We start from the raw sequence: 22,446 nt of genomic DNA, 5'->3' as shown, positions 1-22,446 counted from the left end.
TAAACGCGGCGGCGGCGCTCAGGCTTCAGAGCGCGCGCTGCCGCTACCGCTTCCCCGTTTCTGCTTCCTATACGTGGTGATGTCCCGTGACGCGCTCCCAGCCGTGGCGCACGGCGAGCTTGAAGCGCTCCCACGTGCTGTTGTCCGCCGACGTCGATTCCCAATGACGCCGCGCCTCAGGTTCCACGTCGTCCCACGCTCTGTCGCGAAAACGCACGTCCCTGCCGATCTCGGCGCCATAGCGATAAGCCGGCACATAGTCCTCGTAGCGCGAGTCGTCGGCTGCATACTGCTCGTCGTAATGGATGCGGAAGTCTTCTTCGTACTCCAGATATTCGTTCGGAATCTGGCCGCTCAAACCCGCCGTCGGATGCCCCGCGCCCGAGACCACTTCCGACGGCTGCATGACCGCGCCCGAACCCGGCGCCGAGCCGGCGGCGATGGCGCTGCGTCCGGCGTCCCCGGTCAGCGGGTCGTGTATGGGCTCGCTGAGCGGACCGGTTGCCGGACGCTCGTTGAGCGGCGGCGGTACGAACGGTTCGGCGTCGGTGCTGCGCGGGGACGTCGAATAGAGCGGATCGGGCGCGAGCGGATCAGACCTCAGCGGATCGGCCGTTAGAGGATCGGTCTTCAGCGGATCAGTCGTCGCCGCAGACGGCGTCGTGGCGCTGAAACCGGTCGCGCGCGGCGCGCCCCCACCGCCCGCCGGCATCGTTCCGCTTGCCGCCGACGTCGTCGCGCTCGTCTCCCGGCCGGTGGCGCCCGTCATGCCGCTTTGGGCCCCGCGCACCGCACCCGGCGCGGCGCTACCCGCCGTTCCCGTGCCAATCCCCAACTCGTCGAGCAACGAATGCTCGCGCGCGCTTTCGGACGCCGTTTGCGTGCCCCAGTCCGGCGAGCGCTCGCCGATATCGGTCGCGCCGAGCCGCGTCAGCGTGTTGCGGGCGAGTTCCGCGTGCGATTCGCTGGCGGCGTCGATCACGACCAGCACCGCGCCCCGACGCACCGCTTCCGTGTAGCGCGCCGTCTCGGGCGCGCGCGGGCCGCTGGCAAAGAGGCTCGACAGAAAACGTTCGATGTTGGCGAGCACGCCCGACCCGGCGACTTCCTCGGTGGCGGAGCCGACGGACGGCTCGGCGTTCGCCTGCAATTCAATGGTGTCGCGAGCGAAACCGGTCTGCACTAAGGTGTCGCGAGCGGCTTCGGCGTCAGCATAGGTGTTGAATAAACCAATCACGGTATGTCGCATGGCTGTCTCCCGTTTGGGTAGGACGGACAGCGCGTTGCGCGCCGTCCCCATTAGCTACCGGATGCCGCAACGTTCATGCCGGGAATGCGGCTCGCGCGTCGCCGGGCCGCAGCCGTGGGCCGGCGCGAAGGCCCTCGACAAAATCCCGCGGCGGGCCGCGGCCTGCGCGTTTTTACAATCCGCGGTAATGGAGCGCACGAGGCAAGCAGCCCCCCGCCGGAACCGCCGGTGCGCTATTGCACCTGATGCGCCGCCGGATCCAGTCCGCTCTGCGCGAGCTCCCGCTGGATTCCCTGCAGCAGGCTTTCCAGCAGCGCGATGTCGAAAGGCTTGGACAGCACGCGCACATTGACCTGGCGCGCGCGATCGAGCTCCTCCGCGTAGCCCGTCACGAGAATGACGGGCAGCGTGGCGTCGAAGGCCCGGATGGCCTCGGCGAGGTCTATGCCATTCAGACTGCCCGGCATATGGATGTCCGACAGCACGACGTCGAACGGCAGCGGCTCGCCGGTGCGGCTAAGCTGCCGGTGCCCGTCGTCCAGCAGGCGCAAAGCCATGTCGGCGTTCAGGACGCAGGTGACGTGGTGGCCCATCATCTGCAGCAGCGCTTCGGTGCCCGCCGCGACTTCCTCGTTGTCTTCGACAAGCAGAATGCGCAGTCCATGCGGTGCGCTACCGTCCTCGGTGCCCGTTTCGACCGGCACGTCGACTGCGGGCGCTTCCGTCGCGCGCGGCAAATAGAGCCGCACGGACGTGCCTGCGCCGACCGCGCTGTCGATCGCGGCAAGCCCGCCCGAGCGCTCGCAGAAGGCGAACACCTGCGGCAAGCCGAGCCCGGTGCCCATGCCCTTCGCCTTGGTCGTGAAGAGCGGCTCGAAGGCGCGCGCGAGCACCTCGGGCGCCATGCCGACGCCGGTGTCCTCCAGCGACACCTGAACGAAATCGCCGGTCAGCGGAAAGCCGTCTTCGTGACGGAACGTGATGTTGGTCGCGCGCACGGTGAAGCGCCCGCCGTTGGGCATGGCATCGCGCGCGTTCACGGCGATGTTGATGAGCGCGAGTTCCAGTTCCGCGACGTCCACGCGCATCGGCCAGATGCCGACGCCGACATCCATCACCAGAGAAACCTTCGCCCCGAGGGACGCGCGCAGCAGGTCGCGACAGGCCGGCAGCCAGCGGTCGAGCGCGACGGTTTCATTGCGCAGCGGCTGCTTGCGCGCCACGCCCAGCAACTGCCGCGTGAGCGACTGGCCGCTCTTCAGCGCGCGCTCCATGGCCGAGAGTTCGCGGTCGAGCCCGTTGGCGCCGCGGCGCCGCGCAATCTGCACGTTCGCCGACAGGATCATCAGCAGATTGTTGAAGTCGTGCGCGACGCTGCCGACCAGCGTACCGAGCGCCTCCATCTTGCGCGACTGCCGGTACGCCGATTCGATCGAGCGACGCATGGAGGCTTCCGCCTGCCAGCGCTCCCACGCCTCTTCCTCGGCGCCGAGCCGCCGCAGCGACAGCCAGATCACGCACCAGAGCGCGACGGACGGCGTGAATATGGACAGGAACAGCACGGCCAGATGCCGGTACCACGCGGTCCACATGGCCGACGCGCGGTAGCCGCACATGACGTAGACCGGATACGAGCCGACGTGCCGGAATGCAACGATCATGTTGTCGCCGTCGATGTTCGAGCGCATGCGCGTCACGCCCGCGCGTCGCCGTTCCTTCATCGCCTCGGCGAACGGCGAGTCCGCCGCGACCGCGTTCGGCTCGCCCGGGCGGCGCGGATAATGCGCGAGCACGGCGCCGTCGGTGCGCACGAGGGTCATGGTCATCGGCAGGCCGTCGGTGCCGCCGAGCAGCTCGCGGTAAAACGCGTCGAAATAGCTCGGCCGCAGCGCGACCGACACCACGCCGGCGAATGTGCCGTCGGGCGCGCGACGTTCGACGCCGGTGTTGAACACCTGCTCGCCGGCGACGTGCCCCGACATCACCTTCGAGACGTGCTCGAGGTCGCGGCCCTCGCGCAAGCCGACGAAATCGTCGCGGTCCCCGATCGAAACCGGCGGCGCCGGATAAAACCGGCTCGTCACCAGCAAGGCGCCGTCGCGGCCGAAAATGGACACGGCGGCGACCTGCGGATAGCCGCCGCCCATCGTGCGCAGTTTCTGATGAATGGCCGCCTCGCGCGCGCGAATGCCGTCGTCGCCGAGACCTTCCGTCAAATCGACGATGCGCGTGTCGAGCGTTTCGTTCATGTCGAACACTTTCAGCGCATGTTCCTCGGCGACGCGCACGGTGCGCAGCGTCATATCCGTGGCGTCGGCCTCGCGGCTGCGCAGGTCGCTGAACGCCATTGCCGCGACGTAAAGACACGGAAGCACGACTGCGGCGACGAGCAGCGCGATCAGCGTGATGCGCCGCACGTGAAAATTCCGTTCGGGCACGGCGGGAAATACGGCGTCGCCCTGCCTTTCAGCGGAACGGCGGCTCGCTCGGCGCGGATCGAACCGGTCTTGTGTCATTGTCAGATGCTCGGTATTTCCAGGCGAAAAGAGACAGGATGATACGAGAAGCATAGTCGCAGAACGGCGGTAGAAGTTACCGTAGTGGACTGCGCTTGCCTGTAGGACGCGCAATTCATCGGACTTTTAAAACAGTGACGAATTACGAAGCGCAAACGTACACAAAAGTATAAACGGTATAGAAACGATTATTATGCGGCGCGTATGTTTTCGAAAAATGGATAATGCAGGAAGATATTGTTAGCCAGGCGAGAATAGCGCGTATTGCGTTTCGGGTGGTTTACTTCGAGAATCGACGCCACGACAAAAAGTGCGTCCGCCATGTTCGAACGCATACGCCGCGAGGGCACCGGATCATGCGTACGCGCGTGAGCACCGGGCGTTCGCGGAACCACGCGCGCGGCAAGACTTAAGCCAGATTGAGCGAGCCGCGCCGATTCATCTACGGGGTAGGCTCAGCACATGCCGGTCACAGCCGTCGTCCGCCGCACGCGCGCGCAGTTCTGCGCGCGCACGGGTTTCGCCCAACGCGCCCTGCCGCGCCTTATCCCCGCCGGGCCGACAGGCGCCTTCCAGCAGGCGCCTGTCGCCGCTCGCCGTCAGACTCCGCCCTAAAGAGTTCCCGCCACCCGCCGTTAACCCGAACGAGCTTATTCCGTCTTTTGCCGCCATGTCTTTGCCTATCGTGATCGCCGATGATTCGCTGCTTGCCCGCAAGGTGCTCACCAAGGCATTGCCGGCGGATTGGGACGTCGAGGTGTCCTACGCCTCGAACGGACGGGAAGCGCTCGCTTTGTATCGCCAAGGGAAAGCCTCGGTGATGTTCCTCGACCTGACCATGCCGGACATGAACGGCTATCAGGTGCTCGAAGCATTGCAGCATGAGGATCTGAACACCTTCGTCATCGTCGTCTCAGCCGATATCCAGCCGATGGCCCAGTCGCGCGTGCGCGCGCTCGGCGCCGCGGCGTTCGTCGCCAAGCCCGTGACGCCGGAGGCGGTACTGCCCATCCTCAAGGAGTACGGGTTGTATGTCTGAGCCAGTCCTCACCGAAGATCAGCGCGACGCGCTGCAAGAGGTCGCCAATCTGGCGATGGGTCAAGCCGCGACGCGCCTCGCACGGCTGCTCGATTCGTTCATCGAGCTGTCGGTGCCGCGCGTGAGGGTGGTGGCGGTCAGCGAGGCGGCGCAGGCGCTGAGGGAAATGACCGGGATCCAGGATCCGGTGAGCGCGGTGCGTCAGGGGTTTCGCTCGGACATCAAGGGCGAGGCGCTCGTGATCTGTCGCAGCGACAGCGTCGAGGATCTGTGCGCGCTCGTGAGCGACCCTTACTCGCGCTCGGCCTACGAATCGGTGAGCCAGAAAGAATTGATGTTCGACGTCGCCAATGTGCTCACCGGCGCGTGCGTGTCGTGCATTCTGGACCAGCTCGGCCGCACGCCGGTGTTCTCCGCGCCCGGCCTGCTCGGCGACGCACTGACGCTCGACGAAGTGTTCCAGCCCGGCGTGCTGCAATGGGAAGTCGCGCTGCTCGTGGAGGTCAATTTCACGCTCGAAGACCAGAGCTTCCGCGCCCATCTCGTGATGCTGATGGCGGAAGAATCCATCCGTCACATGAACGACGCGCTCGACGCGCTCCTCTCCAGCCTATGAGTTCGCCCGCGCCGTCGTTGAGCGATCTGGTGGTCGAGCGGGTCGGCTTCGGCATCTTCGTGCTCGACCGCGACATGAACGTGCTGATGTGGAACCGGTTCATGCAGGACCACAGCGGCTTGTCGGCGGAGCAGGTGGTCGGCAAGTCATTGTTCACGCATTTTCCGGAACTGCCGCGCGTGTGGTTGTCGCGCAAGATCGAAAGCGTGTTTCAGCTGGGCAGCTTCGCGTTCAGTTCGTGGGAGCAGCGGCCCTATCTGTTCAAGTTCGATCACGACCGGCCGATCACCGGCGGCGTCGACTACATGCAGCAGGACTGCACCTTCATGCCGCTCACGCGCGATCGCGAAGTGGTGGCGGTGTGCGTGACGATCTCCGATGTGACGCACGTGAGCATTGTGCAGCGCGAGCGCGAGGAGGCCGTCGCCAAGCTCCAGGAATACGCGGACCGCGACGGGCTCACCGGCATTGCCAACCGCCGCTACTTCGAGGCGCGTCTGCAGGACGAATACACGCGCTGGCAGCGCTACGGCGGCGACATGTCGGTGCTGCTGTTCGATCTCGACCACTTCAAGAAGATCAACGACCAATTCGGCCACGGCGTCGGCGATACCGTGCTGCGCGTGATGGCGCAGCGCGTCGCCGGCGTGGTGCGGGCGCAGGACACATTTGGGCGTTTCGGCGGCGAGGAGTTCGCCTTGCTGCTGCCGTGCACGCCGCTCGAGGATGCAATGCGCGTCGCCGAAAAAATCCGCTGCACGATTGCGGACACGCCGGTCGAGGTGCAGGGCACGGGCGTGCCCGTGACGGCAAGCGTCGGCGGCGCGGCGGCGCGCCCCGGTTTGCCCGCCTACGAGGTGCTGATCAACGAGGCCGACGCGGCGCTCTACAGCGCGAAGCGCCAGGGACGCAACCGCTCGGTCGCGCTGACGTGAACGCCTGCCGAGGCCCTCACTAAGGCTCGCGCCCCTTATTCCGCAGGCGAAACTGCGTCGTCTCACAAACGTTGATATACTTTTCGCCGTTTCCGGCCTCCCAGCCGTCTGTTTCGCGCGTGTCCGCGCGCGCGGGCCGCCCGCCCTGCGGCGAGGCATCACAATTCCTGTACGCCTTTCAGCGGGCGCCCTCCTGCGGAGATCGTCTTGGCTGTTTCCAATCTCGTCGTGGACGATACTGAAATCGACGCCGCTGCCGCCACGTCCGGCAGCTCGTTCTATCTCGCCATGCGCATCCTGCCGGCCGCGCAGCGCGACGCGATGTATCAGGTCTACGCCTTCTGCCGCGCTGTCGACGACATCGCCGACAGCGACATGCCGCGCGCCGAGCGTGCCGCCGCGCTCGAGCGCTGGCGCGCCGACATCGACGCGTGCTATGCCGGCGCGCCGCGCGCCTCGTTGCGCGCGCTCACCCGACACATTCACACGTTTCATCTGCAGCGCGAGGATTTCCACGCGATGATCGACGGCATGGCAATGGACGCCGCCGCCGACATCTGCGCGCCCGACGAAGCCACGCTCGACCTGTATTGCGACCGCGTCGCGAGTGCGGCGGGCCGTCTGTCGGTGAGAATATTCGGGATGCAGGAGGAGCCGGGCCGTTTGCTCGCGCACCATCTCGGCCGTGCGCTGCAGCTCACGAACATTCTTCGCGACATCGACGAAGACGCCGGCATCAACCGTTGCTATCTGCCGCGCGAGTTGCTCGCGCGCGAAGGCATCGCGATCAAGAACCCGCAGCAGGTCGCCGACGACCCGTCGCTGCCGCGCGTGTGCGCGACGCTCGCCGCGCGCGCGCAGGAGCACTTCGCCGCCTCCGACGCAATTATGGACCGCGAGCCGCGCGGCCATGTGCGCGCGCCGCGCATCATGTCGGGGGTGTACCGCGTGCTGCTCGAGCGCACGCTGGAGCGCGGCTTCGACATTCCGCGCACGAAAGTCAGCAAGCCGAAGCTGCACTTGCTGTGGATCGTCGCGCGTTACGCGCTTTTCTGAGCTGATGCCGAGGCTCGTACATGTGGTCGGCGCGGGCCTCGCCGGCCTCGCCGCCGCCGTGCAGTTGCAGCGGCGCGGCGCGCGGGTCGTGTTGCACGAGGCGGCCGCGCAGGCCGGCGGCCGTTGCCGTTCGTATTACGACGCCACGCTCGGCGCGACGATCGACAGCGGCAATCACCTGATGATGTCGGGCAACAGCGCCACGCTCAATTACCTGCGGGCAATCGGCTCGGCGGATGAACTGACGGGGCCGGCGTTACCGGAATTCCCCTTTGTCGACCTGGCCACGCGCGCGCGCTGGACGGTGCGCCTGTCGCCGGGGCGGCTGCCATGGTGGATCTTCGACCCGAATGCACGCGTGCCGAATACCGGCCCGGGCGATTATCTGAGTATGCTGCCGCTCTTTTTTGCGAAGCCCGGCCGCAGCGTCGCGCAGACCATGCGCAGCAACGGCCCGCTGTGGGACCGCCTGCTCGCGCCGTTGTTTCGCGCGATGCTCAACGTGGAGCCGCGGGACGCGTCGGCGGAACTGGCTGCGGCCATGGTGCGCGAGACGCTGATCGCGGGCGGCCTGGCGTGTCGGCCGCTGGTTGCGCGCAATGGCTTGAGCCGTGCGTTCGTCGACCCGGCGTTGCGGCTGCTGCAGCATGGCGGCGCGACGATCGAACTCGGCTCGCGGCTCGACAAACTGGTGTTCGCCGCGGACGCCATAGCCGGCGCCAAGGCCAGCGTGAAACCCGGCGTAAGCGCGGCCCGCGTGCAGGCGCTGCATTTCGCCGAACGAACTATCTCGCTCGACGCGAACCATGCGGTGCTGCTCGCCGTGCCGCCGGAAGTGGCGCAGACGCTGGTGCCGGGGCTGCGCGCGCCGACCCGCTTCACGGCGACCGTCAGCGTGTATTTCGCGGTCGAGCCGCCGTTCGGCTTGCCGCCTGTCACCGGCCTCGTCAACGGTACCGCGCAGTGGCTTTTCGCGTTCGACGGACGCCTGTCGGCGACGGTCTATGGCGCGGAAGACGTGATCGACACGCCGGCCGATGAGCTGGCAGCACGCGTGTGGGCCGAGGTCGCCCAGGCGGCCAATCTGCCCGCCGCGCCCCGGCCGGCCTGGCAGGTCGTGGTCGATAGACATGCGACGTTTGCCGCGCTGCCGGATCAGGAAACGCTGCGTCCCGGCACGCGCACTCGCTGGAACAATCTGATGCTCGCGGGCGACTGGACGGCTACCGGCCTGCCCGCGACGATTGAAGGCGCGATCCGCTCCGGCCAGCAGGCCGCGGATACGCTGCTGAATCAACCGATGGAACGCTGATGAACGACCTATCTCAAGCCCACCTGCTGGGCGCCGCTCTGTCCGAACCCGCCGGCGACGCGCGCAGCGCGCCCGCTGCGGCGCAGGCGTCTGACACGGCGCTCGACGCCGCCATCACGCGCGCGACCGACGCGATTCTCGCCGCGCAGAATCCGGACGGCCACTGGGTCTACGAACTCGAGGCCGACGCAACGATTCCCGCAGAGTACGTGCTGCTCGTCCATTACCTCGGCGAGACGCCGAACCTGGAGCTGGAGCAGAAAATCGCGCGCTACCTTCGGCGCATCCAGTTGCCCAACGGCGGCTGGCCGCTCTTCACGGACGGCGCGCTCGACATCAGCGCCAGCGTGAAGGCGTACTTCGCGCTCAAGATGATCGGCGATGCCGCGGACGCCGAACACATGGTCCGCGCGCGCGAGGCGATTCTCGCGCACGGCGGCGCGGAAGCCGTGAACGTGTTCACGCGCATTCTGCTGGCGCTCTTCGGTGTGGTGTCGTGGCGCGCGGTGCCGATGATGCCCGTCGAAATCACGTTGCTGCCGACGTGGTTCCCGTTCCATCTGTCCAAGGTGTCGTACTGGGCGCGCACGGTGATCGTGCCGCTTCTCGTGCTCAACGCCAGGCGGCCGGTGGCGCGCAACCCGCGCCGCGTGCGCATCGACGAATTGTTCCGCGGGGCGCCGGTGAACACCGGCATGCCGGAACGCGCGCCGCATCAGCACGTCGGCTGGTTCCGCTTTTTCCGTGTCGTGGACACGGTGCTGCGCGCAGTGGACGGCCTCTTTCCGAAAGCCACGCGCGAGCGCGCGGTGCGCGAGGCGGTGACCTTCGTCGATCAGCGGCTGAACGGTGAAGACGGCCTCGGCGCGATTTTCCCGGCCATGGCCAACTCGGTCATGATGTACGACGTGCTCGGCTATCCGGCCGATCATCCGAATCGGGCGATTGCGCGTCAGTCGATCGACAAGCTGCTCGTCATCAAGGACGACGAAGCGTATTGCCAGCCCTGCCTGTCACCGGTGTGGGACACGTCGCTCGCGGCGCACGCGCTGCTGGAAACCGGCGAGGCGCGCGCCGAGCAGGCGGCCGAACGCGGCCTCGCCTGGCTGCGTCCGCTGCAGATTCTCGACGTGCGCGGCGACTGGATCTCGCGCCGGCCGAACGTGCGGCCGGGCGGCTGGGCGTTCCAGTACAACAACGCCTATTACCCGGATGTCGACGATACGGCGGTGGTCGCCATGGCCATGCATCGCTCGGCAGCGCTGACGCAGACGGACGTGGACCGCGAGGCGATTGCCCGCGCGCGCGAGTGGGTGGTCGGCATGCAGAGCAGCGACGGCGGCTGGGGCGCGTTCGAGCCCGAGAACACGCAGTATTACCTGAACAACATTCCGTTCTCGGACCACGGCGCGCTGCTCGATCCGCCTACCGCGGACGTGTCCGGCCGTTGCCTGTCGATGCTCGCGCAACTCGGCGAACTGCCGCAGAACAGCGAACCGGCGCAACGCGCGCTCGACTACATGCTGAAGGAACAGGAAGCGGACGGCAGCTGGTACGGCCGCTGGGGGCTGAACTACATCTACGGCACGTGGACGGCGCTCTGTTCGCTGAACGCGGCCGGTATGCCGCACGACGACCCGCGCATCAAACGTGCTGCCCAATGGCTTCTGTCGATCCAGAACGAAGACGGCGGTTGGGGCGAGGGCGGCGAGAGCTACAAGCTGGACTATCGCGGCTACGAGCGCGCCCCGAGCACGGCGTCGCAAACGGCCTGGGCGCTGATGGGCCTGATGGCAGCGGGCGAGGTCGATCACGAGGCGGTCGAGCGCGGCATCGGCTATTTGCAGCGCGAACAGCGCGAGCACGGTCTGTGGGACGAAACGCGCTTCACGGCGACCGGTTTCCCGCGCGTGTTCTATCTGCGCTACCACGGCTATCGCAAGTTCTTCCCGCTGTGGGCGCTGGCGCGTTACCGTCACCTGAAGCGCAACGGGCTCACGCGCGTCGCCGTCGGAATGTAACGGATGTTGCGTTCAACAGCGGCATCCGCGGATGCCGGCTCGGGTTCCGCTTCCGCCGGTCTGCCGGTGATTGTCGTGACGGGCATGGCCTTCGAGGCGCGTATTGCGCGCGGCGAGGGCGTCGAGGTGGTGTATGCGGCGCGCGCCGACCTGCTCGAGCGCGCGCTGAGCGCGGCAGTGGCGCGCGGTTGCTCGGGCATTGTCAGCTTCGGCACGGCGGGCGGCCTCGCGCCGGACCTGAAGCCGGGCGCGCTGGTCGTGGCCGACGCGGTGGTGGGCCCGTTCGGCCGGGTTCCGACCGATTCCGCGTGGGCCGACCGGCTCGCCGCCGCGCTGGCCGCGGGCCCGCTCGCGTCGCGCCTGAACCGCGGTCCCATGGCGACGGTCGCCGCGCCGCTCATATCCGCCGACGACAAACGCGCGCTGCATCGCTCGACGGGGGCATTGGCGGTGGACATGGAGTCGCATCTGGCCGGCGCCATGGCCGCCGCGCGCGGTGTGCCGTTTGCCGTGTGCCGCGCGGTCGTCGACCCGGCGTGGCGCACGCTGCCGTCCGCGGCGACAGCCGGTTTGCGCGACGACGGCAGCACGGCGCTCGCGCCGATCCTGCGCGAACTGCTGCGCGAGCCGTCGCAGATCGGCGCGCTGATTCAGGTGGCCGTCGATGCCCGCGCGGCGCGTCTTTCGCTGGTGCAGGCGCGCGAGGCGCTCGGCGCGGCGCGGGCGCTGGAGATGCGCAGCGCCTGACGCGCTGGCGCTGGCGCGTCGTTGGTTTGCCGGGCGCTCGTTTGAAGTCCGCTCGGTTGTGGCCCGCTGGTTTGTGGCTCGCCCGTTTGCCGCGGGCCTATTTGCCGCGGGCCTATTTGCCGCGGGCGCGTCGCGTCGCTGTTCGAACGGCCATGTCAGCCATCGGCACACGCACTGAGGCGTGCCCTTCCCGATGAACCTTACTGCGCAGCTGGCGCGGAAGCCGGCTTTGCTGTCTCAGGAGACGTAGAGCGCGGAGCCATGGGCGCCGTGCCTGCCGCCGAGGCCGCAGCCGGCGCGGCCGGCCCGACAGTCGACCCTTCATTCGACCCTTCATTGGGCCGACCCGGCGCCGCTCCGACCGAGCCAGCCGCACCGCTCGCCGGCGTATCGCCGGGATCGGTGTAATTGGGCAGCCCACTCGCGGGCGCCCCCGTAGCCGCCCCGGACCCGCCATCCGGCGACGCGGCCGTATCGCCCGGATCCGCGTAGTTCGGCAGCGCGGCCGGCGCGCCTGCGGCGGCGCCCTTGGCCGGCACAGTGGCGGCGCCCGAGTCGCCCTGATCGTCGTATTCCGGAAGCGGCGCCGCGTTGTCGCTCGTGCCGCGCAGACGCGCGCGCCGTTGCTGCGTGTACGCATCGCGCACGAACGAGTACTTGTCCAACGCCGCCTGTTGCAGCAGATCCGTCGCGCCCAGCAGATCCGAGCGCACGCTCACGAACTGCAGCACGTACAGCGGATTGCGCACCGCGGGTTCCATGTAGTTAAGGGGATTGAACTTCACGTCCACCACGAGACCCATGCTGTCGCGCACGGTGCTGGGACCGAAAAGCGGCAGCACGAGATACGGTCCGGACGGAATGCCCCAGCGTCCGAGCGTCAGGCCGAAATCCTGATGATGCTTGGGCAAGCCCGCCGGCGTCGCCCAATCGAGCAGGCCGCCCAGACCGAACGTGGAATTGAACGCGAAGCGGACGATGTCCTGCGTCGCGTCGGTGATCTTCAGCTGCAGCAGTTCGTTCGCGGCGTTCGTGAGGTCGCCGAGATTCGAGAAGAAGTTGCTCACGGCCGTGCGCAGCGGCTGCGGCGTCACCTTCTGATAGCCCTTCGCGACGGGTACCGCGACGTAGCGGTCAAGGCCGTCGTTGAAGTTGAACACCGCACGGTTCATCGGCTCGAACGGGTCGCCGGGCTTGCGGTCGGGGGCCGTTGCGCAGCCGGATACAAGGCCGGTGGCGGCTAGCGCCAGCACAGTGGTACGCAGTTTCATGCTTATATTCCTTTGTGCTTCGCGCGACGTGGGCGGGGCTTGCCCATCAACACGGGTTGGAAAACCACCGCACCAATGAGCGTGCAAAAGAGCGACAGCGCCAGCAGGCGGCCCATGCTCGACGTGCCCGGATGATGCGATAGCCAGAGGCTGCCGAACGCCGTCGCCGTGGTCGCCGCGCTGAACAGCACTGCGTGCGTCAGGCTCGACTGCAAGAGGCCCGTCTGCCCATTGCGCCACGCCATCACGAAGTAGATCTTGAAGGCCACGCCGACGCCGAGCATCAGCGGCAATGCGATGATATTCGCGAAATTCAGCGGCATGCCGAACACCACGCACAGTTCCAGCGTGACGAGCGCCGAGACCAGCAGCGGAACCAGCGTGCGCAGCATGTCGCCGAGGCGGCGCAGCGCTACCCACAACAGGATCGCGATGGACAGCAGCGCCCAGCACGCGGCCTGCAGGAACGCCTTGATGATCGTGTCCGCGGAATGGAGGATCGAGATCGGCCCGCCGATCGCACCGGGCTCCGCCTTCTTCACGGCATGCGCGAAGCGTGCGAGCGCGACGTCGTCGTTCGGATCGGCGCCGGGCTTCACCTTGGGCGCGATGTCGACGAGCGCCCGGCCGTCTTTCGAGACCCAGCCCCTGGAGATGTCCTTCGGCAGCGTGTCGCGCGTGATTTCCGTGGGTTGCAGCAGATTTTCGAGTTGCTTGAGCGCGATGCGCAGTGTCTCGGACATCGCGGTTTCCGCGCGGTCGCGCGTGGCGGCGTCGGCGGCGGCGAGCTTTTGCAGCGTGGCCGACAGATGTTTGGCCTCGGCGGCGCCTGGGCCCGGGTGGTCGTCGGCCGCGAGCGAGAGCTGGTTCGACGCGCGCTTGAGCGCCGCGACGCGCACCGCGTCCGTGGCTTGCGGCGCCGGCTGTTGCTGCAAGGCGGGCAGCAGCTGCTGCGCGGCGCTCGCGATCAGCATCATTTTCTGTTGCTGCTGCTCGGGGACGAAGCTGTCGAGCGTCGTGACGCGGCCCACTTCGGGCAACGCGCGCAGGCGCTCGGCCATGCGGTCGGCGTCGGCCAGCGACGGCGCGAGCACATGCACGTTATTCACCGCGGCCTCGGGCGAGTCCTTCAGCGACAGCAGCGTGGCCATCGACTCCGTATGCGGATCCTTCAGATGCAGCGGATTGAAGTCGAAGTGCAGACGCGTGAGCAGCGGCGTGGCGCCGATCACGACGATCAGCGTGCCGATCAGCACGGGCTTGCGGTGGCGCGCGAGAAAGTCGTCGACGGGAGCCAGCTGCTTGAAGCCCGGCGATGCCGGCTCGCCCGGCGGGTTGAAGATCTTCAGCAAGGCCGGCAGCAGCGTCATGTTCGTCAGATACGCGACGAACATGCCGACGCCGGCGATCTCGCCCAGCTCGGACACGCCGCGGTACGCCGTCGGCAGAAACGAAAAGAAGCTGAGCGCAACGGCGACGGCGGCAAGCGTCAGCGGCACGCCGATACTGTGCGCGGTATGGGCGAGCGCAGCCGAAAGACGGTCGTCGCGATTGCGTTCCTCCCGATATTTGACGCCGAACTGCACGCCGAAATCGACGCCGAGCCCGACGAACAGCACCATGAACGCAACCGAGATCATGTTCAGCGCGCCGACCATCATGAGGCCCAGCGCGGCGGTGATTGCCAGTCCGACAAAGAGCGTGATGAAGACCGCGGCGATCATGCGGCCCGAGCGCAGCGCGAGCCACAGAATGATGAGCACGACAACAAACGTGGCGATGCCGTTGAGCACCGCGCCGTCCTTGACGGACGCGAACTCTTCGTCGGCGAGCGGCTGTTCGCCGGTCAGACGGACGGTCGCGCCATAGCGCGAGTCGAGATGCAGCGAAGCGGCCGTGTCGCGAATGCGTTGCGACGCCGCGGCGCCGGGCTCGAGCGCGTCGTAGTTCACCACGGGTTGCACGACCACGAAGGCCCGCGCCGGATTCGTGGCAGCGCTCCTGTCGACGAGCGCGCGCCACGAGAAAGCGGCCGGCTTGCCCGCCAGCACGAGGTCGAGCGTGTTCGCGCTTTGCGACAACAGGCGGCTCATGTCCGAGAGCTTCACCTGACCGATCTGCAGCGGCAGCAGAAGGCTCGTGGTGAGCGTGCCGGCCAGTCCCGTCAGGCTCGGGTCGTGCGCGAGCGTGTTCACGAGCGGGCGCGACTGCACAAGCTGCGACGTGGTGGACATGACCTCTTCCGTCGACGGAAAGAGCAGACCGTTGTGTTCGAAGAACGGCCCGCCGGCCGGCTGCGAGACGGCGACGAATTCTTTCGGCTCGGCTCGCAGTGCAGCCGTCAGCGCGCTTGCGGCTGCGTCGGCGAATTCCGGCGCGCGTGCTTCGACGACGACCAGCACGGTTTGGCCGCGGTCCGGGAAAGCCTGGTCCATTGCATGCTCGAGCGTGGACCATTCCTTGTCGGTTTCGATGAGACGGCTGATGTCGGTGTTGATCTTGAAGTGATGCGCGACATAGATGCCGCTCAAAATGGCGAGCACGATCGACAGTGCGATGATCCGCAATGGATGGCGCACCGAATAGGCGACGAGGCGAACAATAGATGACTTCAGCATGTAGGCGGAGCTGGCCTTATCACGGGTGGCATTTTGACGAAAGTGCACAAGTATACAGAGCCGGAGCAAACCGGACCGCATTCGGCAGCAATGCGCGCCGGCGATGCCGGGCAGACAATCGCCGTAGCAATTGCGGCTCCCGGGCCATGGGGGCGGTGTAGCGCTGCCGGGACCCTGGACGCCCATTGCACGGACCCTGTGGGGCGGGAACGCAATCTCGGTATACTGGTCTATCCAGCTTTCGCCGCCAGCTTGCTTCGGGCTTGCTCAATCGCCCCATCGCATGTTCCCTGACCGGCGGCGCACACTCTTTTCAGGTTGCCTGAGCGTATGAAACGTTATCTGTCTGCATTCCTCGCTGCCGCCGTCGTGTCAACGGCGGCCTTTGCGCAGAGCGCGCCGGACTCGGTGGTAAAAAGTGCCGTCGAAGGCACGGTCTCGGCAATGAAAGCCGATCCGCAGGCGCGCGGCGGCGACATGGCAAAGATCACGCAACTGGTCGAGACGCGCTTCGTTCCGGCAACCGACTTTCAGCGCACCACGCGTATCGCGGTAGGCAAGGCGTGGAGCACCGCCACGCCCGAACAGCAGAAGCAGCTTTACGACCAGTTCACGCTGCTGCTGGTGCGCACGTATGCGTCTTCGCTTTCGCAATTGCGCGACCAGGACGTGAAGTTCAAGTTCTTGCCGGCCAATGTGCCAGGCGGCGCGAAAGACGTCGTCGTGCAATCGCACGTCATCAGCAATGGCGGTGACGATGCAATCGACTACCGGCTCACGAAGGGACCGTCGGGCTGGAAGATCTACGACATCAACATGATGGGCGCGTGGCTGATTCAGGTGTACCAGACGCAATTCGCCGATCAGCTTGCCAAAGGCGGGGTCGACGGCCTGATCAAATTCCTGACCGCGCATAACGCGCGCAGCGCGGGGTGATCCAGCGCGGAGGCGGAAGGTCAGCCTCCGGCTTCCCAACTAAGTCCCAACTAAGCCGCAAGAAAAAAGCGCGGTGGCTTTGCAGGCCACCGCGCTTTTTTGCATCATGCAGCGCGAACTTCCGGACGACGGCCCCGCCGCACGGAGCTACGCCGCCTTGAATACTCGGTGTGCGCTCAGTGCGCAGCCGTCGCCGTCTGCACCTTGTTGCCCTTGCCCGCCACCTTGATCTCTTCCAGCTTGATTTCAACGTGGCGCGAGAACACGTACTCGGCCGGGCGTTGCTTGTCGAGCGGGATGTCCTTGGCGAACGCGCCCGTGGTCTTCGGACCGCGCATGCTGACCTTGAGCGCCTTCAGCGGATGGGCGACCGTATCCATCACGGCCGTGGCTTCGAAACCGCAGTGGACCATGCAGTCGGCGCACTTTTCGTAGTTGCCGGTGCCGTACTTGTCCCAGTCCGTGGTTTCCATCAATTCCTTGAAGGTCTTCACGTAGCCTTCGCCGACCAGGTAGCAGGGCTTCTGCCAGCCGAACACCGTGCGCGCCGGGTTGCCCCACGGCGTGCATTCGTACGTCTGATTGCCGGCGAGGAAGTCGAGGAACATGGCCGACTGGCTGAACGACCAGTTCTTGCCGTTGTTGCCGCGCTTGAAGATTTCGCGGAACAGGTGCTTGGTCTTGTCGCGGTTCAGGAAGTGCTGCTGGTCCGGCGCGCGCTCATACGCGTAGCCCGGCGAGACGGTGATGCCGTCCACGCCCATCGGCCCGACCGTGTCGAAGAACGCGGCCACGCGCTCCGGCACCGCGTCGTTGAACAGCGTGCAGTTGATGTTCACGCGGAAGCCGCGGCGCTTCGCTTCCTTGATGGCCGCGACGGCCTTCTCGTACACGCCTTCCTGCGACACCGAGTGGTCGTGCATCTGCTGATCGCCGTCGAGGTGAACCGACCACACGAAGTACGGATTCGGCTCGTAGTCGTCCATTTTCTTTTCCATCAGCAGCGCGTTCGTGCACAGGTACACGAACTTCTTGCGCGCGATGATGCCTTTGACGATCTGCGGCATTTCCTTGTGCAGGAGCGGCTCGCCGCCTGCAATGGAGACCACCGGCGCGCCGCATTCGTCGACGGCGCCGAGGCATTCTTCCAGCGACAGGCGCTGATTCAGGATAGGGTCCGGATAGTCGATCTTGCCGCAGCCATTGCAGGCGAGATTGCAGCGGAACAGCGGCTCCAGCATCAGTGCGAGCGGATAGCGTTTGTTGCCGGACAGGTGCTGACGCATGATGTATGCGCCGACCCGGACTTTCTGTAGCAGCGGAATAGACAAGACGTCCTCCTTAAACTTCGCGTGCGGCGAGTGGTTGCATCAGCTTCGATGGCAACTTGAATTCGACCTTCTCTTCACGGCCCGCCATCGTCGTGACGTCGACGGGTCCCATTGCGCTCAGCGCATCGATCACGTTCTTGACCATTTCTTCGGGCGCCGAAGCACCCGCCGTGATGCCGATGGTCTGCGCATTCGCAAACCACTCGGCCCTCACTTCCGAACCGTCGGCGACGAGGTAGCTCGCCACGCCGCTTTCGCTGCCGATTTCGCGCAGCCGGTTCGAATTGGAACTATTGGTGGCGCCGACCACCAGCAATACGTCGACCTGCTTGCTCAGCTCGCGCACCGCCGCCTGGCGGTTTTGCGTCGCGTAGCAGATGTCGCGCGTGTCCGGCCCGACGATGTCGGTGAACTTGCGCAACAACGCGTCGATAATGCCGCGCGTATCGTCCACCGAAAGCGTGGTCTGCGTCACGTAGGCGAGCGGCGTGTCGACCGGCAGGTCCAGATGCTCGACTTCGGCTTCGCTTTGCACCAGCAGCACTTTGCCCGGAATCTGGCCGATCGTGCCTTCCACTTCCGGATGCCCCGCATGGCCGATCAAAATCAGCGTGCGCCCGGCAGCCACATATTGACGCCCTTGCACGTGCACTTTAGTGACGAGCGGGCAGGTCGCGTCGAGCACGTCGAGCCCGCGGGCTTCCGCGTCGCGTTCGACCGTTTGAGCGACGCCATGCGCGCTGAAAATCGCCACGGCGCCTTGAGGCACTTCGTCGAGTTCCTCGACGAAACGCGCGCCTTTCTGGCGCAGATTGTCGACCACGTGCCGATTGTGGACAATTTCGTGGCGCACGTAGACGGGCGCGCCGTGCTGCTGCAGCGCCCGATCGACAATCTCGATTGCACGAACAACGCCCGCACAAAAGCCGCGGGGTTGGGCAAGGATGACTCGCATAAGTTGGCGGACTCCGACTGACGCGGGTTTCGAGGAAGCCGGAAATTCTGACTTTATCGCCGCGACGATCTAATTAATTAACGTCTTGAGCTCCGGCGACGTGCCGGTACAGCAAAACCAAACGCGCATTCTAACGCTATCAGGCCAGCTTTGCTTTGGCGGGCCGCCGCAGTGTTGGGCGGACGCGGCAGTTGCGGCGGGCGCGCCGGCCGTTTTGCGGAAGCTTGCGCGTTAATTTATGCGGCAAGAATTGCACACTGCACCGGTTTGGCGGAACCCTTAAACTACGTCGTCCTGTGGAGCGCTTCGCGCCCACGTCGAAAATCATTCCGACGCTTGCCGGAAATAGAGGGTAACGCTTAATGGGCTGGGTGCCGGTCATTCTGTTTTTTCTTTCGTGTTTGTCCTTGCTGATCTGGGCTGTGCTGCTGTTCGCTCGCGGCGGTTTCTGGCGCGCGCGCCCCGCCGCGCCGCTCGCTGTCGGGCCGCGCGCCGCGTGGCCGGCGGTGGCCGCGGTGGTGCCCGCGCGCAACGAGGTCGACGTGATCGCGCAAGCCGTCACGACGCTGCTCGAGCAGGATTATCCTGGCGCTTTCCACGTGATCGTGGTGGACGACCACAGCACCGACGGCACCGCCGACGCCGCCCGCGCCGCGGCGTTACAACTGCAATGTCCCGACCGTCTCACAGTGCTGGGCGCCAAGCCGCTGCCGCCCGGCTGGTCGGGCAAGGTGTGGGCGCAGTCGCAAGGCATCGAGGCCGTGCGTACGCTCGGTTTGCCGGCGGACTTTCTGCTGCTGACGGACGCCGACATCGGCCATCCCGCGGACGCCGTCACGCAGCTCGTTGCCCGCGCCGACGCGGAAAAACGCGATCTCGTCTCGCTGATGGTGCGTCTGCGCTGCGATTCCTTCTGGGAAAAGGCGCTGATTCCGGCTTTCGTATTCTTCTTCGCCAAGCTGTATCCGTTCGCGTGGGTCAATAATCCGCGCAATCGCACGGCGGCGGCGGCGGGCGGCTGCATGCTGGTGCGCCGCAGCGCGCTGGAAGAAGCGGGCGGCATCGAGTCGATCCGCGCGGAACTGATCGACGATTGCAGCCTTGGCGCGCGCATCAAGCATCGGGGCACCGGGCGTCATCCGATCCGGCTCGACGTGGCGGCGCGCAGCGTGTCGCTGCGCCCTTACGACAGCTGGCGCGAGATCTGGAACATGATCGCGCGCACGGCGTTCACGCAACTGCATTATTCGCCGCTGCTGCTGGCGGGCACGCTGGCCGGCATGGCGATCATCTACCTGGTGCCGCCGGTCGCCGCGCTCGTGCTCGGGCCCACGGGCTGGCCAGCGTGGCTCGCGTGGGCGGCCATGTGCTGCGCGTATGCGCCGATGCTGAGCTACTACCGCCGCTCGCCGCTGTGGGCGCCGTTTCTGCCGCTCGTCGCGCTGTTCTATGTCGGCGCGACGTTCGCTTCGGCGGTGCGCTATTGGCGCGGCAAGGGCGGGCAATGGAAGGCGCGGGTCCAGGCGCCCGTGCAGGAGCGCTGAGGCGTCGGCGGTTTGCAGGACGAGGGCGGCGGCAACGCCGCGCGGTCATAAAAAAACGGCGCATGAGCGCCGTTTTTTCTGCCTGTCCGGGACTGCTTTTCACTTGTTTGTGAGCATCATGTAGAGCTGAATCACCATATCCGGCGAAAAAGTGAACGGCACCCAGCCGTGGCCGGTATGGCGCATGACCAGCAAACGGTCGCCGTTCGACTGCTTCTGCACAGCCATGACCGGGTTCTTGGTCGACACGAAACGCCAGCCTGGCGGAATGCCCGGCGGCGGTTCCGGGGTCATGGAAGCGCGCGCGTTCGACAGTTCCTCGATCAGCTTGCCGACCTGCTCGGGACGCAGCGCGACCGTCTGACCGCCGATCGTCATGGTGATTTCGTTCTGCGCCGGACGATTGATTTCGAGCGTGGGCAGCGGCGCCGCGGGTGCCGCCGCCTCTTCGGCCGCACCGGCTTGCGGTCCGGCCGTTTGGGTCTGTTCCGCCGCGGTTTTCGCTGCGGACACCGACTTGTCCGCCGAGGCCTCTTGCGGGGCGTTTTCGTTGCCTGTCTCGGGGATGTTCTGGGCCTGCGGGGCCACGACAGCCTGAATGAGCTGATCGACGCCCGCTTCCAGCGCGCCGAGCTGTTCGTGAAGGTTCATGCGAGGTTTCTCTGGTAAGACCCACGATTTTAACTGCTGCGCGCAGGCTTTTACCTTTCGCAATCACAGCGACGTTGTAACAAAATGCGTGCGCTACGCCTTCAGATAGCCTGCGCCGCGGAACCATTCGAGTGCGTCGCTCAAACCCTCGCGGTAGGGCCGCGCCCGGTAACCCAGTTCGCGCTCGGCTTTTGCGGAACTGAAGTACATCTTGTTTTTGGACATCTTCAATCCGTCGACGGTGACGAACGGTTCGCGTTTCGTGAACTTGGCGACGGCTTCGGCGCCCACCGCGAGCGGATAGAGCGGCCAGCGCGGCAAGCTGATAGTGGGCGCCTTGCGGCCGGTCAGCGCCGCGATATCCGCGAGCATCTGCTGCAGCGGCAGGTTTTCGCCGCCGAGAATATAGCGTTCGCCGATCTTGCCGCGCTCGAGCGCGAGAAAGTGGCCGGCCGCCACATCGTCCACGTGCACGAGGTTCAGGCCGGTATCGACAAACGCGGGAATTTTGCCGAGCGCTGCTTCGACGATGATGCGCCCGGTCGGCGTCGGCTTGACGTCGCGCGGGCCGATGGGCGTCGATGGATTGACGATGACGGCGGGCAGGCCGTCCTCTGCGATCATGCGCTCCACGGCGCGCTCGGCCAGCACCTTGCTGCGCTTGTACACGCCGATGGCCTGATCGGCTTTCAGCGGCGAGGTTTCATCGGCTGAATGCCCGGAGCTCGTCACCTTGAGCGTAGCCACGCTGCTCGTGTAGACGATGCGTTCGACGCCTTCCTTCAACGCCGCGCGCATGGTGGCCTCGGTGCCTTCCAGATTCGAGCGCTCGATCTCGCTCGGGTCCGGCGCCCACAGCCGGTAATCTGCCGCGACGTGCAGCAGATAGCGCACGCCGCGCAGCGCGTTGCGCATCGACGCTTCGTCGCGCATATCGCCCACGACGATTTCCGCGTCGAGCGACTCGACGTTTTGCCGCGGACTGGTGGCGCGCACGAGCACGCGCACTCTCAAGCCTTTCTGCTGCGCGATGCGCGCCACCGACGAGCCGACGAAGCCGGATGCGCCGGTCACGAGCACGAGATCGCCATTCTGTTCGGTCATTCTGTTTCCGTTTCCTGCGTGACAGTCGGGGGATTGTACGTGGCGCGCGGCGCCGGTGTCGCTGAGGCTGCGCCGTCAGGCGCGAGGCAACTCGCGAGGCAACTCGCAAGGCAACTTCGGCAGGCAAGCTCGCCGCGCCCCGACTAGAATGCCGGCTTGAAAGATTGCGAGGAGAAAACGGCATGGCACCGGATCTGGATGAGCGGATCGAAACGTATTACGTGCGCGTGCGCGGCACCGTGCAGGGCGTCGGCTTTCGTCACGCGACGGTGCGCCAGGCGCATGCGCTCGGCATCAAAGGATGGGTGGCGAATCTGGACGACGGCTCCGTGGAAGCCGTGTTGCAGGGCGCGGCCAATCAGGTCGACCGGATGCTGTCGTGGCTGCGGCACGGGCCGCCGGCGGCGCGCGTGACTGAAGTGACGGGCGAAGAGCGCGCGACGGAAAAGCGCTATGAGCGCTTCGAGCAGCATTGAGCGGCGCGCGAGCCGGGAACGGCTCGGCGTTGCGAAAACGTTGGGCGGCCTGCGTTGAGCTTCATTGAG

At 66.2% G+C, this 22,446-nt stretch carries 18 protein-coding genes; 10 read left to right on the top strand and 8 right to left on the bottom strand.

Translation table 11 applies throughout. From position 1 onward, the window contains the following. Positions 1-67 precede the first annotated feature (67 nt). Complete coding sequence (locus tag HV711_RS04060) at positions 68-1,249, bottom strand: hypothetical protein (RefSeq protein ID WP_035484616.1); 1,182 nt, start codon at positions 1,247-1,249, stop codon at positions 68-70. 233 nt (positions 1,250-1,482) lie between these two features. Continuing rightward, the gene (locus HV711_RS04055) at positions 1,483-3,765 is read right to left on the bottom strand and encodes a hybrid sensor histidine kinase/response regulator family protein (RefSeq protein ID WP_035484618.1); all 2,283 of its coding nucleotides are present in this window, start codon (positions 3,763-3,765) and stop codon (positions 1,483-1,485) included. Positions 3,766-4,435: 670 nt separating this feature from the next. On the opposite strand from HV711_RS04055, the gene HV711_RS04050 reads away from it, so the two are divergent. The 7 genes from HV711_RS04050 to HV711_RS04020 all read left to right on the top strand — a co-directional run bounded on the left by HV711_RS04050 (position 4,436) and on the right by HV711_RS04020 (position 11,491). After that, positions 4,436-4,804 (top strand): response regulator, encoded by a 369-nt coding sequence (locus tag HV711_RS04050; protein WP_013591254.1) that lies wholly within the window; start codon positions 4,436-4,438, stop codon positions 4,802-4,804. Continuing rightward, positions 4,797-5,420, top strand: a complete 624-nt coding sequence (locus HV711_RS04045; RefSeq protein ID WP_014972644.1) for a chemotaxis protein CheC — start codon at positions 4,797-4,799, stop codon at positions 5,418-5,420. The genes HV711_RS04050 and HV711_RS04045 overlap by 8 nt, the downstream gene beginning before the upstream one ends. Then, positions 5,417-6,355 carry a sensor domain-containing diguanylate cyclase gene (locus HV711_RS04040; protein ID WP_035484619.1) on the top strand — a complete coding sequence of 313 codons (939 nt, stop codon included), beginning with the start codon at positions 5,417-5,419 and terminating at the stop codon, positions 6,353-6,355. Before HV711_RS04045 ends, HV711_RS04040 begins: the two co-directional genes overlap by 4 nt. 207 nt (positions 6,356-6,562) lie before the next feature. Further along, positions 6,563-7,411 (top strand): presqualene diphosphate synthase HpnD, encoded by an 849-nt coding sequence (gene hpnD / locus HV711_RS04035; protein ID WP_035484621.1) that lies wholly within the window; start codon positions 6,563-6,565, stop codon positions 7,409-7,411. Between the two features lie 4 nt (positions 7,412-7,415). After that, positions 7,416-8,723 carry a hydroxysqualene dehydroxylase HpnE gene (gene hpnE / locus HV711_RS04030; RefSeq protein ID WP_035484623.1) on the top strand — a complete coding sequence of 436 codons (1,308 nt, stop codon included), beginning with the start codon at positions 7,416-7,418 and terminating at the stop codon, positions 8,721-8,723. Next, positions 8,723-10,744 (top strand): squalene--hopene cyclase, encoded by a 2,022-nt coding sequence (gene shc / locus HV711_RS04025; protein ID WP_035484624.1) that lies wholly within the window; start codon positions 8,723-8,725, stop codon positions 10,742-10,744. Before hpnE ends, shc begins: the two co-directional genes overlap by 1 nt. A 3-nt stretch (positions 10,745-10,747) precedes the next feature. Next, complete coding sequence (locus tag HV711_RS04020) at positions 10,748-11,491, top strand: phosphorylase (protein ID WP_035484626.1); 744 nt, start codon at positions 10,748-10,750, stop codon at positions 11,489-11,491. Between the two features lie 200 nt (positions 11,492-11,691). Here HV711_RS04020 and HV711_RS04015 read toward each other — a convergent pair whose 3' ends face one another. Together HV711_RS04015 and hpnN are read right to left on the bottom strand one after the other, a co-directional pair. Further along, entirely contained in the window at positions 11,692-12,762 is a 1,071-nt protein-coding gene (locus HV711_RS04015) for an MlaA family lipoprotein (protein WP_035484627.1), read from the bottom strand. A gap of 2 nt (positions 12,763-12,764) precedes the next feature. After that, positions 12,765-15,380: a hopanoid transporter HpnN gene (gene hpnN, locus HV711_RS04010; protein WP_028361298.1), complete on the bottom strand. Its 2,616-nt coding sequence runs from the start codon at positions 15,378-15,380 to the stop codon at positions 12,765-12,767. Positions 15,381-15,710: 330 nt separating this feature from the next. On the opposite strand from hpnN, the gene HV711_RS04005 reads away from it, so the two are divergent. Beyond that, positions 15,711-16,316, top strand: a complete 606-nt coding sequence (locus HV711_RS04005) for an MlaC/ttg2D family ABC transporter substrate-binding protein (RefSeq protein WP_028361297.1) — start codon at positions 15,711-15,713, stop codon at positions 16,314-16,316. Positions 16,317-16,492: 176 nt separating this feature from the next. Here the strand turns inward: HV711_RS04005 and hpnH are convergent, their stop codons facing one another. Both hpnH and ispH read right to left on the bottom strand, forming a co-directional pair. Then, on the bottom strand, positions 16,493-17,647 hold the full coding sequence (gene hpnH / locus HV711_RS04000; RefSeq protein WP_013591244.1) for an adenosyl-hopene transferase HpnH: 1,155 nt from the start codon (positions 17,645-17,647) through the stop codon (positions 16,493-16,495). Between the two features lie 10 nt (positions 17,648-17,657). Next, complete coding sequence (gene ispH, locus HV711_RS03995) at positions 17,658-18,602, bottom strand: 4-hydroxy-3-methylbut-2-enyl diphosphate reductase (RefSeq protein ID WP_035484629.1); 945 nt, start codon at positions 18,600-18,602, stop codon at positions 17,658-17,660. Between the two features lie 362 nt (positions 18,603-18,964). On the opposite strand from ispH, the gene HV711_RS03990 reads away from it, so the two are divergent. Next, on the top strand, positions 18,965-20,146 hold the full coding sequence (locus tag HV711_RS03990) for a glycosyltransferase (protein ID WP_035484631.1): 1,182 nt from the start codon (positions 18,965-18,967) through the stop codon (positions 20,144-20,146). A 99-nt stretch (positions 20,147-20,245) separates the two neighbouring features. On the opposite strand, the gene HV711_RS03985 is transcribed toward HV711_RS03990, so the two are convergent. Both HV711_RS03985 and hpnA read right to left on the bottom strand, forming a co-directional pair. Next, entirely contained in the window at positions 20,246-20,797 is a 552-nt protein-coding gene (locus HV711_RS03985; protein ID WP_035484632.1) for a hypothetical protein, read from the bottom strand. 93 nt (positions 20,798-20,890) lie between these two features. After that, positions 20,891-21,901, bottom strand: coding sequence for a hopanoid-associated sugar epimerase (gene hpnA / locus HV711_RS03980; RefSeq protein WP_028361294.1), 1,011 nt, complete (start codon positions 21,899-21,901; stop codon positions 20,891-20,893). Between the two features lie 182 nt (positions 21,902-22,083). Between hpnA and HV711_RS03975 the strand changes: the two genes are divergently transcribed. Beyond that, positions 22,084-22,377: an acylphosphatase gene (locus HV711_RS03975; RefSeq protein ID WP_013591239.1), complete on the top strand. Its 294-nt coding sequence runs from the start codon at positions 22,084-22,086 to the stop codon at positions 22,375-22,377. Positions 22,378-22,446 lie beyond the last annotated feature (69 nt).

Origin of the sequence: Paraburkholderia phenoliruptrix (assembly GCF_902859825.1) — a bacterium.
Lineage (GTDB): Bacteria > Pseudomonadota > Gammaproteobacteria > Burkholderiales > Burkholderiaceae > Paraburkholderia > Paraburkholderia phenoliruptrix.
The sequence above is the reverse complement of the archived record's forward strand: the minus strand, read 5'-3'. Positions and strand labels throughout refer to the sequence as shown.

What these genes read in the sequence shown, in the direction of transcription:
- HV711_RS04060 (WP_035484616.1), bottom strand. Translation starts at nt 1,249, where the DNA reads ATGCGACATACCGTGATTGGTTTATTCAACACCTATGCTGACGCCGAA.
- HV711_RS04055 (WP_035484618.1), bottom strand. Translation starts at nt 3,765, where the DNA reads ATGACACAAGACCGGTTCGATCCGCGCCGAGCGAGCCGCCGTTCCGCT.
- HV711_RS04050 (WP_013591254.1), top strand. Translation starts at nt 4,436, where the DNA reads ATGTCTTTGCCTATCGTGATCGCCGATGATTCGCTGCTTGCCCGCAAG.
- HV711_RS04045 (WP_014972644.1), top strand. Translation starts at nt 4,797, where the DNA reads ATGTCTGAGCCAGTCCTCACCGAAGATCAGCGCGACGCGCTGCAAGAG.
- HV711_RS04040 (WP_035484619.1), top strand. Translation starts at nt 5,417, where the DNA reads ATGAGTTCGCCCGCGCCGTCGTTGAGCGATCTGGTGGTCGAGCGGGTC.
- hpnE (WP_035484623.1), top strand. Translation starts at nt 7,416, where the DNA reads ATGCCGAGGCTCGTACATGTGGTCGGCGCGGGCCTCGCCGGCCTCGCC.
- shc (WP_035484624.1), top strand. Translation starts at nt 8,723, where the DNA reads ATGAACGACCTATCTCAAGCCCACCTGCTGGGCGCCGCTCTGTCCGAA.
- HV711_RS04020 (WP_035484626.1), top strand. Translation starts at nt 10,748, where the DNA reads ATGTTGCGTTCAACAGCGGCATCCGCGGATGCCGGCTCGGGTTCCGCT.
- HV711_RS04015 (WP_035484627.1), bottom strand. Translation starts at nt 12,762, where the DNA reads ATGAAACTGCGTACCACTGTGCTGGCGCTAGCCGCCACCGGCCTTGTA.
- hpnN (WP_028361298.1), bottom strand. Translation starts at nt 15,380, where the DNA reads ATGCTGAAGTCATCTATTGTTCGCCTCGTCGCCTATTCGGTGCGCCAT.
- HV711_RS04005 (WP_028361297.1), top strand. Translation starts at nt 15,711, where the DNA reads ATGAAACGTTATCTGTCTGCATTCCTCGCTGCCGCCGTCGTGTCAACG.
- ispH (WP_035484629.1), bottom strand. Translation starts at nt 18,602, where the DNA reads ATGCGAGTCATCCTTGCCCAACCCCGCGGCTTTTGTGCGGGCGTTGTT.
- HV711_RS03990 (WP_035484631.1), top strand. Translation starts at nt 18,965, where the DNA reads ATGGGCTGGGTGCCGGTCATTCTGTTTTTTCTTTCGTGTTTGTCCTTG.
- HV711_RS03985 (WP_035484632.1), bottom strand. Translation starts at nt 20,797, where the DNA reads ATGAACCTTCACGAACAGCTCGGCGCGCTGGAAGCGGGCGTCGATCAG.
- hpnA (WP_028361294.1), bottom strand. Translation starts at nt 21,901, where the DNA reads ATGACCGAACAGAATGGCGATCTCGTGCTCGTGACCGGCGCATCCGGC.
- HV711_RS03975 (WP_013591239.1), top strand. Translation starts at nt 22,084, where the DNA reads ATGGCACCGGATCTGGATGAGCGGATCGAAACGTATTACGTGCGCGTG.